Below are 16,810 nucleotides of genomic sequence, written 5' to 3' on the forward strand. Positions count from 1 at the left end.
GCTATATTTTTTTTACGGATTAAAGTAAACTGAATGTCAGCATCGCATAGTAGGGGAGGGAGAGAAGATGGCAAAGAATGAACCGGAAAAAACCAGGGGAAATCCCCTGGCTTCAACAGAAGAAAAAGAAAAGGCTCTGGAAGCGGCACGGCTCCAGATAGAAAAACAATTTGGCTCAGGCTCTCTGATGAAGCTTGGAGACCATACAAGCGCCGCAGGCATAGAGGTGATCCCCTCAGGTTCCATACTCCTGGACGAAGCTTTGGGGATTGGCGGCTTCCCCCGGGGACGGATCATCGAGATCTACGGCCCTGAATCTTCGGGAAAGACCACCCTGGCCCTGCATGTGGTGGCGGAAGCCCAAAAAATGGGCGGGATAGCGGCCTTTGTGGACGCCGAACACGCCTTGGACCCGGTGTACGCCAAAAACCTTGGGGTAAATACCGATAATCTGTGGATTTCCCAGCCCGACACAGGGGAACAGGCCCTGGAAATAACTGAAAGCCTGGTCCGTTCCGGCGCGGTGGACGTAATCGTGGTGGACTCCGTGGCCGCCCTGACCCCCCAGGCGGAAATTGAGGGGGACATGGGGGATGCCCACATGGGACTTCAAGCCCGGCTCATGAGCCAGGCTTTGCGGAAACTCACCGCCACCATTGGAAAATCGCGGACCATCCTGATCTTCATCAACCAGATCCGCATGAAGATCGGTGTCATGTTCGGCAACCCCGAAACCACCACCGGGGGCAATGCCCTGAAATTCTACGCCTCGGTACGCCTGGATGTACGTAAGTTTGAGACCATCGAAGGGAGCGGCGACGAGGATGCCCTGGGTAACCGTGTCCGGGTTAAGGTGGTGAAAAATAAGGTAGCCCCGCCCTTTAGAAAGGCGGAATTAGAAATAATCTTTGGCAAGGGTATTTCCGCCATTGCCAGCCTCCTGGACGCCGCGGTTAAATACGATATCATCGAAAAAAAAGGCGCCTGGTTTTCCTATGGTGAAGAAAAAGTCGGCCAGGGCCGGGAAAATGCGAAAAAGTACCTGGAAGAAAACCCTGTCTTCGCTGTTGAGGTGGAGCAGAAGTTACGGAAAATCATGTTCCCCGGCCGGGATTTTTCCCAGATGGCCAAAATCGTTCCCCCAGCCGCGGAAGCCGCCCCCGCATCGGGCCTTGCGGCTGCGGCTTCCGCCGTCCAGGCCGGGGCTACCCAAGCTAAGCCCCCGGCGGGCATTACCCTGGGAACGCCTCTTGAGACAGCGGCTTCCGGTAACGGTGGGGGAAACTCTCCGGCGTCCGGCAGCCCCGTAGCATCTGGTCAGGGAAATGCTGGGGCAGCGAAATCGGCTGCGCCCGCGCAGTCTGCTCCAGCCGTACCGGCTCGGGGGCGGGGAAGGCCGCCGCTTAACAAAGCTGCCGGGGAAACCATTTCTATAGGTAAACCTTCCAAAGAGGATGACCTTTTCTGAGAAAGGAAAAGCTATGGATACCGGTTCTACTTGCAACGCAGTTCCCCGCGCAGAAATCAAGGGACAGATAAAAGAGGCGGTGCGGAAGTATTGGGATGAAGCAAAAGCCCTGAGCGATGAGCTCTGGGCTCATCCCGAGCTTTCCGGAAAGGAATTTGAATCCAGCAAAAAGATCGCCGCCTTGCTTAAAAAGCACGGCTTTGAGGTGGAATACCCCTACCTGGGGGATCCCACAAGTTTTCGGGGCATCCTTGATAACGGCGAAGGGCCTGGGATCGCCATCATGGTAGAATACGACGCCCTGCCCGACATAGGCCACGGCTGCGGCCATAACCTGCACGGCGCCCTCTCTGTCCTTGCCGCCCTGGCAATCACCGAACTGCGTTCCCGGTTTCAGGGAAAAATCTACGTGATCGGCACCCCCAACGAGGAAGTTGACGGCGCCAAGGCCCGGATGGCCGATCAGGGTGTCTTTGACGGTATGGCCCTGGCCATGATGATGCACAGTTCCTACGGCGGCTTTAGCCAGGCAAACATGGACGCCCTGAGCCTCCGTTTTTATGACATGGACTTTAAGGGCCATGCCGCCCATGCCGTGGCAGCTCCCTGGGAGGGCAGGTCCGCCCTGGCAGCCGCCCGGAAATTTTTCGATCTGGTGGATGCCCGGCGGGAGTGTTTTACCCCGGACATCCACGTCAATGCGGTTATTCTGGATGGCGGCACGGTTCCGAATATCATCCCCGCCAAAGCTTCCATCCGCTGCGAATTCCGCACCGATTCCATGGCAAAGCTGAAAGTTCTGGACGAGACGATTCTGAAATGCGCCAAAGCCGCCGCCATGGCCCTAGACTGTGAAGTTTTCTGGAAGGCTGGCCCCTGGGATTTTGCCGATATGGTCCGGGTGAAACCCCTAGAGGAGGAAATGGAGCGGATACTTCTCGATCTGGGGGAAAAAATGGAACCCGTATCGGCGCCTGTGGGATCCACCGATGTGGGCAATGTCAGTTACCGCTGCCCTTCCATCCAGCCCCTTATCTCGATAACCCGCGAACAGTACTCCCTGCATACCCCGGAATTTGCCGCTGAAACCATCAAGGCTCCGGCCCATGAAGCCATGGCCCGGGGTGCGGAAGCCCTGGTTGCCCTGGGGCTGAGGGTACTTAATGACGGCGATTTCCGGCGCTGCCTTCAGGAGGATTTTACCCGGGCCAGGGATCGTAAACTGGGTGCGCGGTAAATTTCGTTTTTTTTCATGCCGCATTTGATCAAGGATCGGCGCGGGTCTCTTTACTACCCCGGCAGGGGCGGGTATAATTAAGCCTAGATGGATACCAATAACGGCGCCGTTCATAAGTTCAGGTTAAAGGAATTTGAAGGTCCCCTGGATCTTCTCCTTTTTTTAATCAAAAAAAACGAAGTCAATCTGTATGACATCCCCATAGCCCAGATTACCGAACAGTATCTGGAATACCTCCATTTTGCCAATACCCTGGATCTTGAGGACCTCACCGAATTTCACGCCATGGCGGCAAGTCTGCTGTACATCAAGTCCCGTATGCTCCTCCCGGTGGAATTGGACCTGGATGATGATGCGGATGATCCCCGACAGGAACTGGTGGACAAGCTGATTGAGTACCAGAAATTCAAGAAGCTCTCAGAATTGATGGAAGAAAAGGAAAAGGAAGCCGAATGGGTCATGGAACGGAAAAAGCTCCAGCGGGCCCTGCCCTTTGTAGAGGATGAACTCTGGGAAAAGGTGGACATCTGGGCGCTGGTCAAGACCTTTTCTTCCCTCATGTCCAATGTCCCCAGTGAACGGATCATCGATCTCTATGAAGAAGTATCGATCAATGAAAAGACAACCCTGATAACCGAATTCCTGGAACAGAAAGGAGAGTGCAACTTTACCGATCTGATAGTCCGGAACGGTTCTATGATGGATATAGTCTGCGCCTTTCTGGCAATGCTGGAAGCGGTCAAATTCAGGATGATCACAGTGTACCAGAACCGTATGTTCGGGGATATTTTAATCCGCCCCGGCCCCTCTTTCGGCGCTGCCGGGGGAGCCGAAACTGAGAACGACGCCTCCGGTGAAGCTGATGCCGCGGGTAATGGAGTTTCGCCCTGATGGAAGCGCAAGCAGAAAAAGAAACAGCCCTGATTGAAGCAATACTCTACCTTGAAGCGGATCCCCTGGATGAAGCCGGTCTGGTCCGCATTTCCGGCCTCTCCAAAGAACTGGTCCAGACAGCCTTGGAAGCCCTGGGGGAACGCTATGCCCGGGAAGATTCCGGGGTGGAGCTTTCCCGCATCGGCGGGGGCGTCATGATCTCCCCCAAACGGGAATACTGGGATAATCTGAAAGAACGGTACGGCAAAAAAAACGAATCCAAACTTTCCAAGGCCGCCTTGGAAACCCTTTCTATTATTGCCTATTCTCAGCCCATCACCCGCAGTGAAATCGAAGCCATCCGTGGTGTTTCCGCGGATAACATGATCCGTCTCCTCCTGGAAAAGGAACTTATCCGCGAAATGGGCAAAAAAGATATACCCGGAAAGCCCACCCAATACGGTACCACCAGGGAATTCCTCAAGTTTTTCCGCTTGGAAAGTATAGCGGATCTACCCAAATTAAATGAAAGTGAGACCGATCGGTTTGAACTTAACGGATAAGGTTGCCCCCCCGGCTCCCGCCGCCCCGCCGCCCTCCGGCGCTACGGCCTCAAGTGTGGAGTTTCAACCAAAGCTTGAAACTCCTAAAGGACCGACGCCTCCGGCGGCGGTCCTCCGGCTCCAGGTCTACCTCGCCCACGCCGGAGTAGCCTCCCGCCGGGCCTGTGAGGGGCTCATCAGCGCCGGCCGGGTAAGCGTGAACGGCCAGATGGTCACCCAAATGGGTGTCAAGGTTTCGCCCGCCGATGACATACGCCTGGACGGGGTTCCCCTGCAAATGGAAACCCGGTTCCGCTATTTGGCTCTTCATAAGCCCATCATGTATATTTGCAGCGCCTTTGACCCCCAGGGCCGCCCCCTGGCAAAGGACCTGCTTCCCTTGCCCCAGGAACGGCTGTACAATGTGGGCCGCCTGGATTACCGTTCCTCGGGACTTATCATCTTTACCAATGATGGAGACTTCGCCGCAAAAATCAGCCACCCCTCGGCGGAAATTGAGAAGGAATACCTGGTAGAAGCTACCGGCCCCATCCCGGATCTTATGGTTGAGGAATTTAAACGGGGCCTTGAGGTGGAAGGGGTTTTTTATAAGGCAGCGGAAATTGAGCGGCAGGGCAGAAAGGCTATTCGGGTGGTCCTTATCGAAGGCAAAAACCGGGAAATACGCCGGGTTTTTACCCATTTCCACCTGCATCCGGCCAAACTCCACCGGATACGTATAGGCCCGGTACTTTTGACCAACCTTAAAGCAGGTGAATCCCGGCCCCTTACGGAGCAGGAAATACAGATATTAACCGGAGGAGCCCATAGTGATAATAGCCATTGACGGACCCGCAGGATCGGGAAAAAGTACCATCGCCAAGCTGCTGGCCGAAGGGCTGAAATATACCTATGTAAATTCCGGGAACCTCTACCGGGCTATTACCCTGGGGTGCCTGCGGAACCACATTGACCCCCTGGATCAGACCGCCGCCCTGGCATACGCGGAGTCTGCGGACATCGAATACAGGGACGGGGACGTGTATCTGGCAGGGGAAAATGTGGTTTCCCTGCTCCACACCGACGAAATCGACCAATTTACCGCCCCCCTTTCGGCGAATGTACCCATACGCCACGTGGTAAACAGGCTCATACGGAAAATCGCCGGAAAACTCGATGTGGTGGTGGAAGGCCGGGATATGACCACCGTGGTCTTTCCCAAGGCGGAACATCGGTTTTACCTGGACGCCACACCGGAAGCTCGGGCAAAACGGCGCCTTGACCAGGGGGTATCAAAGCTCAGTTTTGAGGAGATACTTAAAACCATCCAGGAACGGGACGAAATCGACAAAAATAAAACCGAAGGGAGCCTTAAAATCGGTCCGGGAGTGCTTGTTTTCGATACATCGGTCTTGACCATAAGCCAAGTTTATGAGAGATTGATAGAAGAAATACAGAGGAAGGGATCAACCATGGGTCAGATGGAAGTGGAATCGGACACTAGTCCGATAGATGAATCGAACGGAATCACATCCGCAAATACCGGCGATGATATCCAGACGCAGTTACAGGAAAAATATCTAAAAAGCCTCGAACAGCTCGAAGAAGGGCAATTGGTAGATGGGCATGTCATTCAGGTTACCCCTGATCAGGTGTTTGTCGACGTAGGCTACAAATCCGAAGGAAAGATCCCTATTGCGGAATTCACCGAAATTCCCCAGGTTGGGGATACGGTGTCGGTTATTCTCGTTGCCAAGGAGAATAAGCACGGGGAAGTGATTGTTTCCAAACAGAAAGCGGATGTAAAGCTGTTTTGGAAGAATTTACGTCAGGGTTTCCAGGACCACACCATGGTAGAAGGGACCATCGAAAAGCTCGTCAAGGGCGGCTACGATGTGGACCTTGGCGCCGGAGTGCGGGCCTTCCTACCCATCAGCCAATCCGACGCCCAAAAGGTAGACAAACCGGAAAAACTTCTGGGCCTTAAGACCAATTTCTATGTGGAACGGCTCTACTCAGATGGCAAGGTTAATATAGTAGTAAACCGTCGCAAATGGCTTGAAGAAGAGATTGAGCAAAAGCGGAAAGATTTCTTTGAAAAAACCCAGATCGGGGACGATATTACCGGGGAGGTAAAGAGTTTTACCTCCTTCGGGGCCTTTATCGACCTGGGAGGATTCGACGGTCTCCTCCATATCAATGATATGAGTTGGGGCCATGTAACCCGTCCCAAGGATTTTGTTAAAAAAGGCCAGGAGATACGTCTCAAGGTAATCCGTATTGATCCCCAGGAAAAGCGGATCAACCTTTCTTTAAAGCATTTTACCGATGATCCCTGGGTTCACTTTGAAGATAAGTATCATGTCAACGACGTCATCAAGGGAAAAGTAACCAAACTGACCGATTTTGGCGCCTTTGTGGAGCTTGAGGAAGGTATTGAAGGGCTGGTGCATATTTCAGAATTCTCCTGGGTGAAAAAAATACAGAAACCCGAAGAACTTCTTTCCATCGGTGATGAAACCGAATGTATGATCCTGGGTTACGATCTCCAAGCGGGTAGGGTGTCTCTGGGACTTAAGCAAGTCACCGCCAACCCCTGGACCGGTATTGAGGAGCGTTATCCTTTGGGTACCAGGCTTACCCGGAAGGTAGCCAAGATCACCAATGCCGGCGCCTTTATTGAACTTGAAGATGGTATTGACGGCTTCCTCCACGGGGATGATATTTCCTGGACCAAGAAGGTCAAACATCCGGGCAGTGAATTTGCGGCGGGACAGGAAATTGAAGTCATGGTCATCAGCATTGATCCGGAAAATAAAAACATCCGGCTTGGTATCAAGCAGCTTTCCGAAGATCCCTGGCAGAGCTTTGCCTCAGCCTATAAGCCCGGCTCCCTGGTTGAGGGGGAGGTTTCTTCGGTCACTGATTTTGGTATCTTTGTGCGGATACCCGGAGGCATTGAAGGGCTGATCCATAAGTCCAACCTGCCGGAAAACCGGGAAGACAACCCGGATGAACTTCTTAAGAAATACCAGATAGGGGACAAGATAAAAGCAGTGGTTCTGGAATTGCAGCCGGATAAACAGAAAGTAGCCTTCTCCATTAAGGATTATCAGAAGAAGGTTCAGCGGGATGAAATATCCCAGTATATGGCGGCTGAAGAATCCGATGGTTCTACCTTTACCCTTGGAGATTTTTTAAAGTCAAAAAATACCCCTGAGGGGTAGACCGCTCGAACCAAAGGTTCGCTTTATGCTGTCAGCCATTGATGTTCAAAAGTTTAATACCCTCATTGAGATTAATACTCTTATTAACTCAAATTTTTCGGACATCCGTTCTCTGTTGACCAGAATTCTTGAATCTGCGACACGCCTCTGTGAAGGGGAGGCGTCGAGCCTCCTCATGGTAAACCGGGAAAAGCAGGAACTTTATTTTGAGATAGCCCTGGGGGTAAAGGGCGCCGAGGTAAAAAAATTCACCGTAAAATTTGGGGAAGGCATAGCCGGATGGGTAGCTGTGAACAACAAATCTATCATGGTTAACGATGTGGTTCACGACAAACGGCATCTCAGCATTATTCCTGAACGGATTGGGTATACATCCAAGACCATGCTGGCTGTCCCCATGCGCGTTAAGGATGAATGTATCGGGGTCATTGAGCTGATTAATAAAAAAGATGACAAATACTTTACCAACGATGATCTTGAGTGGCTGGAAATATTTGCTAATCAGGCTGCCATAGCCATTCAAAATGCCCGCAGTTTTGAAAAAGCCCGGGTAGAAATACAATCACTGCAGGATCAAATTAAAACCGATCAGGGGTATCATACCATGATCGCAAAAAGCCCCATCATCGTTGAGAAGATCGAGATCATAGACCGGATTGCCAAAACTGATTCCTCGGTGTTGATCCTGGGGGAGAGCGGGGTAGGGAAGGAAATTTTCGCCGAGCAGATACACCTCCGCAGCCCCCGTACCAAGGCGCCCTTTGTGCGGGTTAACTGCGCCGCCCTGCCCGAGGGCTTACTGGAAAGCGAACTCTTCGGCCATGTCAAAGGGGCCTTTACCGGGGCCATACAGAACAGACGGGGCCGATTTGAACTGGCCGACGGGGGAACTATCTTCCTGGACGAAATAGGGGATCTTCCCCTGGCCCTCCAGGCAAAACTCCTCCGGGTGATACAGCAGAAGACCTTTGAAAAAATCGGCTCTGATATTTCGGTAACCGTAAATGTCCGCATCCTGGCGGCCACCAACAAAGATATTGAAGCCATGGTGGACCGGGGGGAATTCCGCAGCGATCTGTACTACCGGCTGAATGTACTGCCCATTTACATCCCGCCCCTCAGGCAGCGCACTGAGGATATTCCGGAACTGGCAGAATTTTTCCTCAAGAAATTTATCCGGGAAACAAAAAAACAATTTACCGGATTTTCCAATGAGGCCATGGAGGCCATGTTGTCCTATTCCTGGCCGGGAAATATTCGTGAACTGGAAAACTGCATAGAGCGGGCCTGCGTAATCGGAAAAAATTCCTGGATACGCAAGGAAGACCTTTTTCTTAAACTCGGCAATGAGGCCGGCGCCGATGAGGGGGACCGGAACCTGAAAATAGCGATCAACATATTTAAAACCCACTTTATCCAAAAGGTCCTGGAGGAAAACAACTGGAACCAGACCGAGGCTGCGAAAGCCCTGGATATACAGAGGACCTATTTGTCCCGGCTTATAAAAGAGCTTGATATAATGAATCTTAAGGAGAATTGAACATGGCCACTACTGAAGAAAGAAAAGAAAAACTCAGTTTCGGAGACGCCCTGGCGGATTTTATTCAGAATAACCGCAAAGCCCTCATTTGTATACTTGCTGCTGCCATAGTCATAGTGCTTGGCAGCATTGCCGGTTTTAGTATCAGGGATTCCCTCCGGGGAAAGGCTATCAGCCAGGTTGAGGATCTCAGTCAGCGTTACGATGTCCTGGTTATAGATATTAATAACCCTTCCAAAGAAGCAGACGTGGAAGCCCTGCTGGATGAACTTACAAGCTTTGCAGGAAAACACTCCGGGTACCCAGGCGCCCGGGCCTATTATCTCATTGCCTCTATCTATACTGAAAAGAAGGATTGGGTACAGGCTGAGGAAGCCTGGTCAAAATCCGCTAAGGTGGGAAAAAAAATCTATCTAGCCCCGGTGGCCCTGTATAACGCTGCAGTTGCTGCGGAAGAGCAGGGGAACCTGAGCCGGGCTATCAGCCTCTATCTGGAAAGCGCCGCCTTTGACGCTGATTTCCCCGATGCCCCCCGGGCTCAATTCGCGGTCGGGCGTCTCTATGAAACCCAGGGAGATATTCCGGCAGCTCTGGAAGCCTACAGGGTTATCCCTGAAAAATGGGAAGCCGCATCAACCTGGATCAACCTGGCACAGAGCCGGATCATATTCCTGGAAGGTAACAATTCCTGAAAGTGAAAAAGTTACGCTTTCCTTCTCTTTTTATATTATTAACTCTGACGGCCCTTGGTTCCTGCGGAATAGAGGATTATAAATACCTTGATCCTGTTGAACCGGGAAATATTGTCAGAATCCTGAATACACAGGCCTTTATTTATCTTCCCCGCCAGGAAGAATATTATTTTAAAAATTTTGTTATCTATTATCGTATCTATATCAGCGGGAGCCTGTTAACCGGTTCAATCTCTCCGGATGACAGCAATACTTTAAACAGTATTAATGCTTCTCTTTACAGTGATTATAGAAGTATACTTCCCTATACCAACTCGAATAATTCTGTGGTGCCCACTAATATGGACTACATTTTTGCGAACCGCCGTTATTTTACCCTGCAACTGGAAGATATATCCATTGATAGCTTTTTAGAGCATACAAGCGGGGGTTATATAACCCTTGATTTTAACCAGAGTACAAGCCCGTGGCCGGCGCTTTTTATGGGCGACACCCGTAGCAATTCCAGCCTTACCCCGCATCCGCTGTATCGCCATTCTGACGCCGATTCACGCCCGTCCAATCCAAACAACCGGTACCTCACAAACAATTCTGATTTAAATAATTCTGATAATATTAAGGAAGACGCCAGTAGACAAAACTGGGACGTGGCAAGAAATACCCAGCAAATTCCCGGCGAAGCCTATACTTATGTTTCCATGTATATCATGTCCTACGGAATCGAAGATAATTTTTCCTCCATATTCAGCATCCCCACCTTTATTGGAATTTTCCGCCTGCCAAATGAAATGTAAAAGAGGAAACTGGAAAAACAAACCTCCAAAAGCATGGGTTTTTGGATATATATTACTAGCTATAATGTATATTCTGTCTACCATTATCAATTTTGTTTCAGGCAGTCTTGTTGACCCATTGACTATTTATCAAATATGCCTATAGTATTTCTAGGTATTATAAGATTTAATTCCCAAAAGAGAATATATATTGATAGAATTGAATAATATCGTAAAAACCTTTAAGACCCATGGGATGCCCGCTGTCGAAGCCCTCAAAGGCGTTTCGCTAAAAGTTGATAGGTCGGATATTTTTGGCGTGGTTGGCTTTAGCGGCGCAGGAAAAAGTACCCTAATACGCTGCATCAACCTGCTTGAAAGACCCGATTCCGGAACCGTTATTGTAAACGGCCAGGAACTGAGCAGCCTCACTGAAAATGAACTTGAACGGCATCGGCAAAAAATTGGTATGATATTTCAGCATTTTAATCTATTCCGTTCAAAAACAGTTTATAATAATATTGCACTTCCCCTGGAGTATCAAAAAAAATCCGAAAACGAAATCAAGAGAAAGGTAAACGAACTGCTCAACATGGTGGGGCTTGAGGATAAGAAGCACACCTACCCTTCCGAATTAAGTGGAGGGCAGAAGCAGCGGGTAGCTATCGCCCGGGCACTGGCAAACGATCCCCAGATTCTTTTGAGCGATGAAGCGACCAGCGCCCTGGACCCGCAAATGACGGAGTCTATTCTTGAACTGTTGTATCAACTTAACAAAAAACTCGCCCTTACTATTGTGGTAATAACCCATGAGATGCTGGTTATAAAAGAAATCTGCAATAAAGTTGCGGTTATGGAAAACGGTCACATTGTTGAAACCGGAGAGCTGTATGACATATTTTCAAATCCCCAAACGAAAATCACAAGGGATTTTACAGCGGGCTTTTTAAAGCTGGATGGTCTTCAAAAACTGCTTAAGCAGTTAAATTTTCATAATGTAATCGGCAGAGATGGTCAATTGTATCATTTCATCTTTACCGGCGCCAGGGCCAATGAACCATTCATTTCTCGGATTGTAAAATCCTTTGATGTCGAGGCCAGTATTATTTACGGATGTACTGAAGTAATTCAGGGGAAACCCCTGGGTAGTCTTTTCGTAATTCTCAGGGGAGATGATTCTGCATTGAAAAAATCAACAGATTATCTTGCGTCCAATGGCGTGTCTGTCAAAAAAATCCTGGATGGAAACAGCGAAATCCCGATAAATGGGGAGGCAGTATGAAAGATATTTTGATAAAGATTATGCCGAATGTATACGAGCTGTATAAAAGCGTTTTTAATTCTATTTGGGAAACCTTTATTATGGTACTTATATCAGGGGCCTTTGGTATTGTGATTGGTACTCTGCTGGGAATAATCCTGGTGGTAAGCAGTGAAGGAAATTTATACGCTAATAAAATCCTGAACGGTGTGCTGGGCAGGATAATTAATGCCGTCCGTTCAATTCCTTTTATTATAATAATAGCCCTTCTGGTTTCATTTACCAGGTGGATTGTCGGAACATCCATTGGCATACGCGGTGCAATAGTCCCGATGATAGTCGGCATAATTCCCTTTGTTTCACGGATTACAGAGCAGGCACTCTTGGAAGTTGATAACGGCGTTATTGAAGCAGCGCGATCCATGGGGCTTTCCCGTTTTTTTATTGTCAGACGCGTATTACTCCCTGAAGCACTGCCGGGTCTTGTACGTTCCATTATCACCAGTTTTATCAGCCTTATTGGCCTTTCGGCAATGGCCGGGACTGTGGGTGGCGGGGGTATAGGCGCTTTCGCTATACGTTACGGGTACCAGCGGTATATGCACGATATTACACTGCTGATGGTTATAATACTTCTCCTGATCGTGAATTTTGTTCAGGGTTTTGGAAATAAATTTGCAAAAAAGGTAAGTCATTAAAGGAAAAGGAGTTTTTATGAAAAATACAATGAAAAAAATCATTTCTGTGGTGTTTGCAGCAATGATTGCGGTTTCTCCGGTTATTGCCGGCGGAAAATCAGATACCGGCGACGGAGTAACCGTCGTTAAGGTCGGAGTAACCTCGGATGATCCCCGGCTCTGGGACGCCGTACAAGCGGAACTTGATGCCCAGGGTAAGAAGGTTAAAATACAAACTATCTTTTTTGACGGCGGTGGAACAATAAACCAGTCAACCGCTGATGGGGAGCTTGATTTAAACGCCTTCCAGCATTATGCATTTTATAACCTGAATGCGAATGAACTAAAACTTACAGATCAGCTGACCCCTGTTGTCGAGACCTTGATCGTCCCCTTAAGTCTCTTTTCCAATAAGACAAAAAACTACCGCACACCGGCGGATCTGCCCACCGGGGCAAGTATCGTTATTCCCGATGATCCAACAAATCAGGGGCGGGCCCTTAACCTGTTGGAAAGTGCGGGGCTTATCACAGTGAGGCCTGAAGTCGGCTTAAACGGCCAGCTTAAGGATATTGTCACGAATCCCAAAAATTTAAAATTCATTGAAATTTACGGTGCCCAAATTCCCCGGGCCCTGCCCGATGCGGATGCCGGTGTAATCAATGCGGGCATTGCGGTTGATGCCGGATTTGATCTGAATGCAGACCCGATCTTCAAACTTAATTTTACTCCCGACAATCCCTCCTTAAAACCCTTTTTCAATATTCTTGTAGTAAAAACCAAGGATAAGGACGCCCAATGGGTCAAGGACATCAGGGAAGCCTATTATACCAAACGAGTTGCTGATGTGATCGGCGTGATCTATAAAAACGCTGCTATCCCGGTTTTTAAGTACTGATACAAAAAAACGATGTTTGATTTCTATAAGGAAGCTTTGGGTCTTGAAGCCGAAGCTTCCTTACTACGCAGACACTTGCATGAAAATCCTGAAGTTAGTTTTTGTGAATACAAGACTTGTGCTTTTATTCGTGAAAAACTTACCGGGATAGGTATACCCTTTGAGAGCGCCGGAGATACGGGAACAATCGCCGTTATTAACAAAGGAAAAAGCGGTCCTGTCCTGGCGCTCCGGGCCGATATTGATGCCCTTGAAATAAACGAAAAAACCGACATCCTATTTAAGTCAAAAAATCCGGGGGTGATGCACGCCTGCGGGCACGATGCTCATACCGCAGCATTACTCTGTGCAGCGAAGATGCTGTATCACCACAGTAATGAGATTCCGGGGACCGTAAAACTTATCTTTCAGCCCGCAGAAGAAACCGGCTTTGGCGCCCTCAAGACCATTGAAACAGGCTTGCTGCACGATGTGGATGCATTTTTTGGGATTCATGTTAACCCGGATTTCCCTGTGGGCAAAATAGGTGTCAAATCAGGTGGTGTAATGGCGGGATCGAATTCGCTGATCATCAATATTAAAGGAAAAAGCGGACACGGGGGCTACCCAAACAGGACTGTTGATGCCATTGCGGCAGGATCCGAACTTGTTGAAGCCCTGCAGCACATTGTATCCCGCGAGATTGGGCCGACAGAACAGGCAGTAATTTCGGTCTGCCAATTTCATGCGGGAACACGGGATAATATCATCGCGGGAGAAGCACAGCTTTCCGGTACGGTTCGTGTGACCAACGAAGAGATGCGATCCTATGTTGCAGATGCAATACGGCGAATCGCCGGCGGGATCGCCCTGGCCCATCGTGTTGAAGCTGAAGTAATTTGTGATCCCGTCACCCTGGTCATGTATAATGCGCCGGAATTATATGGTGCCGCCCTGAAAGCGGCGCAATGGGTTATTAAAGATTCTCCTGAGGACTTCACGCCCCAGATGGGTACCGAAGATTTCAGCCGTTATTCGCAGCTGGCCCCTGTCTTTTTTGCATTTGTCGGTTCAGGGGGCGGTTTTCCTCTTCATAGTGATCATTTTTATCTGGATGAAGGGGCAGTATCCGTAGCGGCTGCACTACACACCGCCTTTGTGTACAGTTATTTTGAACAAAAAAAGTAAGCATTTATAAAATCTTAGGATACAGCTCCCGAAATATTTTAAAATAGGACTCCCCGGAATTCGGAGTATCCTCAGGCCCGGGCTTTTTGGCAAGAACCTGGGTCCGCTTGAGGCCATAACCGGGCCCGGTAGAATTTTCCATCCGGGACTGCCGGTAGCTTTTTTCTTGGGCGGCGGAGATTAGGGTATCCGCGGCTTGCAACGAATTTCCCCGCGTACTGCCTTCAGGCATGGCATAGGCGAAACCCCAGAGCAGGGACGAGAGGGAATATTTTTTGGTCCCCCGGGGGATATGATAGTTCTCACAGTCCCCAATTTCAAAACCCTCGGGTAGGTTTTGATTCATCAGCTCCCGGAACTCGGAGGCCGCAAAAAAGTCTTCTGTTTCAATGGCCGCAATCTCTGCATCAGCATAAACCCCCAAGGACAGGGGGGCTACAATTTCCAGTTTTGGTAAGGGGTTAAAACCACCGGTATACTGGACCGGTATGCCCGCACGCATCATGGCCATGGAAAACACCTCGATAATGGTTAGATGGCCATGGAATATAGCACTTCCCTTCTTGGAAAAGGAAAATATGATGCGCCATGAAGGCAAGTCGGAAGAAGGTTTTATCGGTGGCTCCTGGATTTCCAGCTTTTCCGGAAGCTCTTCTTCTCGAGAAGCATCAAGTAATTTATCATCATGTATTATATTTTCGACTAATTTACAATCCTTATCACAAATTCCACAGAAATGCTTACAATTTTCTATACATGGTAAAGTAATTTCTCCTTTACCTGATTTTTCCTTTTCTTTTTTTAGGTAGCCAGGTAAGACTGCAGAATCTATCATGCTCCAGGGCAAGGGATCGCTTTCTTTTTGGGGGCTGCGCTTTTCCAGGACCTCCCGCCAGACATCCTTTTTTATATATTCCTGCCAGGCATCAAGCCGGCAGCCCCTTTGCCAGGCTTCCTCAATAAGAAAGGCAGTTTCCCTATCTCCCCTGCTGATCACCCCTTCAAGGGTGGCCACAAAGGGGTCTGAAATGCTCACCTTGTGGCCCCTGGTTTTCAAGCGGCTGCGGATATGGGCAAGTTTTTTCGCCGCACTGTCCTCGTCTATCTGGACGGCTCTCTCATAAGGAGTATGGGGTTTAGGCACAAATACGCCAACGTTGATATTAAAGTGCATCCCGGTCCGCTGGCCTAAATCCAGGATAAAGTTGGTAATTTCTTCTTCCTCGGTCCGATCAAGGGTATCCAGGGGAAGACCTATCATAAAATAAAACTTTGCCTTCCGCCAGCCGCTTTTTCTGGCGGTCCTGAGGATCGCGTCCACATCATCCCGGGAAACAGTTTTATTGATCCCCGCCTGCCAGGATTCGGCGGGTGTTTCCACCGCAAAGGTAAGGCCGCTTTTACGGACTTCGGATATTTTTCCCAGCAAGGGCAGAGAAAAGGTGGAGACCTTAAGGCTGGGGAGCTGAAAAGAAATATGCCGGTCCCCGAAGCGCCGGTTAAGGGAATCCACCAACCCTTCAATATGCCGGTAATCACCGCTGGAAAGGGACGAAAGGCTGATTTCCCGGTAGCCCCCCTGGCTGACAAAAGCTTCCGCTTCTTCAAGAACCTGGTCGGCGCTTTTCTGTCGCATGGGGCGGTACCAAAAACCTGCATGGCAGAACCGGCACCCGTTGGGGCAACCCCGCATTATTTCTACCGCCCCGTGGTGCTGGACCGGCTTCATGCTGGGTACGGGAAACACCGGCGCCCGGGCAGGGCGGGATGCAAAGCCCGTATCTATGGCCCGTACCGCCCTGCCCTTTCCCGCTGCTTGCAACGTAGTTTCCCGCGACGCCCAGACTGATGGGTGATCCAGCAGCCGCTCCAGAAGTTTCCCTCTCCCCGCGCCCGCCTGTTTCATATCCCGCAGTTCCGCTGCCAGATCAAAGAATCCCGCCTCGGCCTCCCCTATCCAGAATGCCTCGATAAAGGGCTCGTAAGGCAGGGGGTTTGAAACACAGGGCCCACCCATGATAACTATGGGGTCACCCTCCCCCCGTTCAGTTTTTCTGAGAGGTATAAATCCACGGTCCAACATGGTCAGGACTCCGGTTATCCCCAGTTCATAGCCCAGGGTAAACATCAGTAAATCTAAATCCCCCAAGGCTATTCCCGTATCAAGACCATAAAGGGGTATGTTCCGGGCGCGGATAAGCTCTTCAAAATCCGGCGCCGGGGCAAAGGCCCGGTCGCAGGAAATACCGGTAATATCGTTAAGTCTGTTATAGAGTATCCTGAATGCCTGGTTCGACATCCCTATCTCGTAGAGATCCGGAAAGGCAATAAGGGTTTGAAGCAAAGCATCCCGTTTAGCCAGGGAGCCATACTCCCCGCCGGTATACCGTGCGGGTTTTTCGACGGTTAATAATAATTCCCCCGGAAATTTCAGGGGATCAATATAAACCGCCAT

14 protein-coding genes are annotated in these 16,810 nt (G+C 49.8%); 13 read left to right on the plus strand and 1 reads right to left on the minus strand.

Annotation, left to right across the window (positions count from 1 at the left end; genetic code table 11):
• Positions 1–67 precede the first annotated feature (67 nt).
• The 13 genes from recA to TREPR_RS08410 all read left to right on the plus strand — a co-directional run bounded on the left by recA (position 68) and on the right by TREPR_RS08410 (position 14,355).
• Positions 68–1,468 (plus strand): recombinase RecA, encoded by a 1,401-nt coding sequence (gene recA, locus TREPR_RS08350; protein ID WP_015707859.1) that lies wholly within the window; start codon positions 68–70, stop codon positions 1,466–1,468.
• A 13-nt stretch (positions 1,469–1,481) separates the two neighbouring features.
• Positions 1,482–2,705, plus strand: a complete 1,224-nt coding sequence (locus TREPR_RS08355) for a M20 family metallopeptidase (RefSeq protein WP_015707860.1) — start codon at positions 1,482–1,484, stop codon at positions 2,703–2,705.
• 87 nt (positions 2,706–2,792) lie between these two features.
• A complete protein-coding gene (locus TREPR_RS08360) occupies positions 2,793–3,596 on the plus strand; it encodes a segregation and condensation protein A (protein ID WP_015707861.1) in 804 nt (267 codons plus the stop codon).
• Positions 3,596–4,141, plus strand: coding sequence for an SMC-Scp complex subunit ScpB (scpB, locus tag TREPR_RS08365; RefSeq protein WP_015707862.1), 546 nt, complete (start codon positions 3,596–3,598; stop codon positions 4,139–4,141). Before TREPR_RS08360 ends, scpB begins: the two co-directional genes overlap by 1 nt.
• Positions 4,125–4,967: a pseudouridine synthase gene (locus TREPR_RS08370; protein WP_015707863.1), complete on the plus strand. Its 843-nt coding sequence runs from the start codon at positions 4,125–4,127 to the stop codon at positions 4,965–4,967. Before scpB ends, TREPR_RS08370 begins: the two co-directional genes overlap by 17 nt.
• Positions 4,951–7,347 (plus strand): bifunctional cytidylate kinase/30S ribosomal protein S1, encoded by a 2,397-nt coding sequence (locus tag TREPR_RS08375; protein WP_015707864.1) that lies wholly within the window; start codon positions 4,951–4,953, stop codon positions 7,345–7,347. Before TREPR_RS08370 ends, TREPR_RS08375 begins: the two co-directional genes overlap by 17 nt.
• Before the next feature lie 25 nt (positions 7,348–7,372).
• Positions 7,373–8,887, plus strand: coding sequence for a sigma-54 interaction domain-containing protein (locus tag TREPR_RS08380; RefSeq protein WP_015707865.1), 1,515 nt, complete (start codon positions 7,373–7,375; stop codon positions 8,885–8,887).
• Between the two features lie 2 nt (positions 8,888–8,889).
• Entirely contained in the window at positions 8,890–9,579 is a 690-nt protein-coding gene (locus tag TREPR_RS08385; protein WP_015707866.1) for a tetratricopeptide repeat protein, read from the plus strand.
• A gap of 341 nt (positions 9,580–9,920) precedes the next feature.
• Positions 9,921–10,373, plus strand: coding sequence for a hypothetical protein (locus tag TREPR_RS18600; RefSeq protein WP_169313413.1), 453 nt, complete (start codon positions 9,921–9,923; stop codon positions 10,371–10,373).
• A gap of 190 nt (positions 10,374–10,563) precedes the next feature.
• The gene (locus TREPR_RS08395) at positions 10,564–11,634 is read left to right on the plus strand and encodes a methionine ABC transporter ATP-binding protein (protein ID WP_015707869.1); all 1,071 of its coding nucleotides are present in this window, start codon (positions 10,564–10,566) and stop codon (positions 11,632–11,634) included.
• Positions 11,631–12,311 carry a methionine ABC transporter permease gene (locus TREPR_RS08400; RefSeq protein ID WP_015707870.1) on the plus strand — a complete coding sequence of 227 codons (681 nt, stop codon included), beginning with the start codon at positions 11,631–11,633 and terminating at the stop codon, positions 12,309–12,311. The genes TREPR_RS08395 and TREPR_RS08400 overlap by 4 nt, the downstream gene beginning before the upstream one ends.
• A 16-nt stretch (positions 12,312–12,327) precedes the next feature.
• Positions 12,328–13,188: a MetQ/NlpA family ABC transporter substrate-binding protein gene (locus TREPR_RS08405; RefSeq protein ID WP_015707871.1), complete on the plus strand. Its 861-nt coding sequence runs from the start codon at positions 12,328–12,330 to the stop codon at positions 13,186–13,188.
• Positions 13,189–13,200: 12 nt separating this feature from the next.
• Complete coding sequence (locus TREPR_RS08410) at positions 13,201–14,355, plus strand: M20 metallopeptidase family protein (protein ID WP_015707872.1); 1,155 nt, start codon at positions 13,201–13,203, stop codon at positions 14,353–14,355.
• 4 nt (positions 14,356–14,359) lie between these two features.
• On the opposite strand, the gene TREPR_RS08415 is transcribed toward TREPR_RS08410, so the two are convergent.
• Complete coding sequence (locus TREPR_RS08415; protein ID WP_015707873.1) at positions 14,360–16,810, minus strand: TIGR03960 family B12-binding radical SAM protein; 2,451 nt, start codon at positions 16,808–16,810, stop codon at positions 14,360–14,362.

It is taken from the genome of Treponema primitia ZAS-2, from assembly GCF_000214375.1.
GTDB classification, from domain to species: Bacteria; Spirochaetota; Spirochaetia; order Treponematales; family Breznakiellaceae; genus Termitinema; species Termitinema primitia.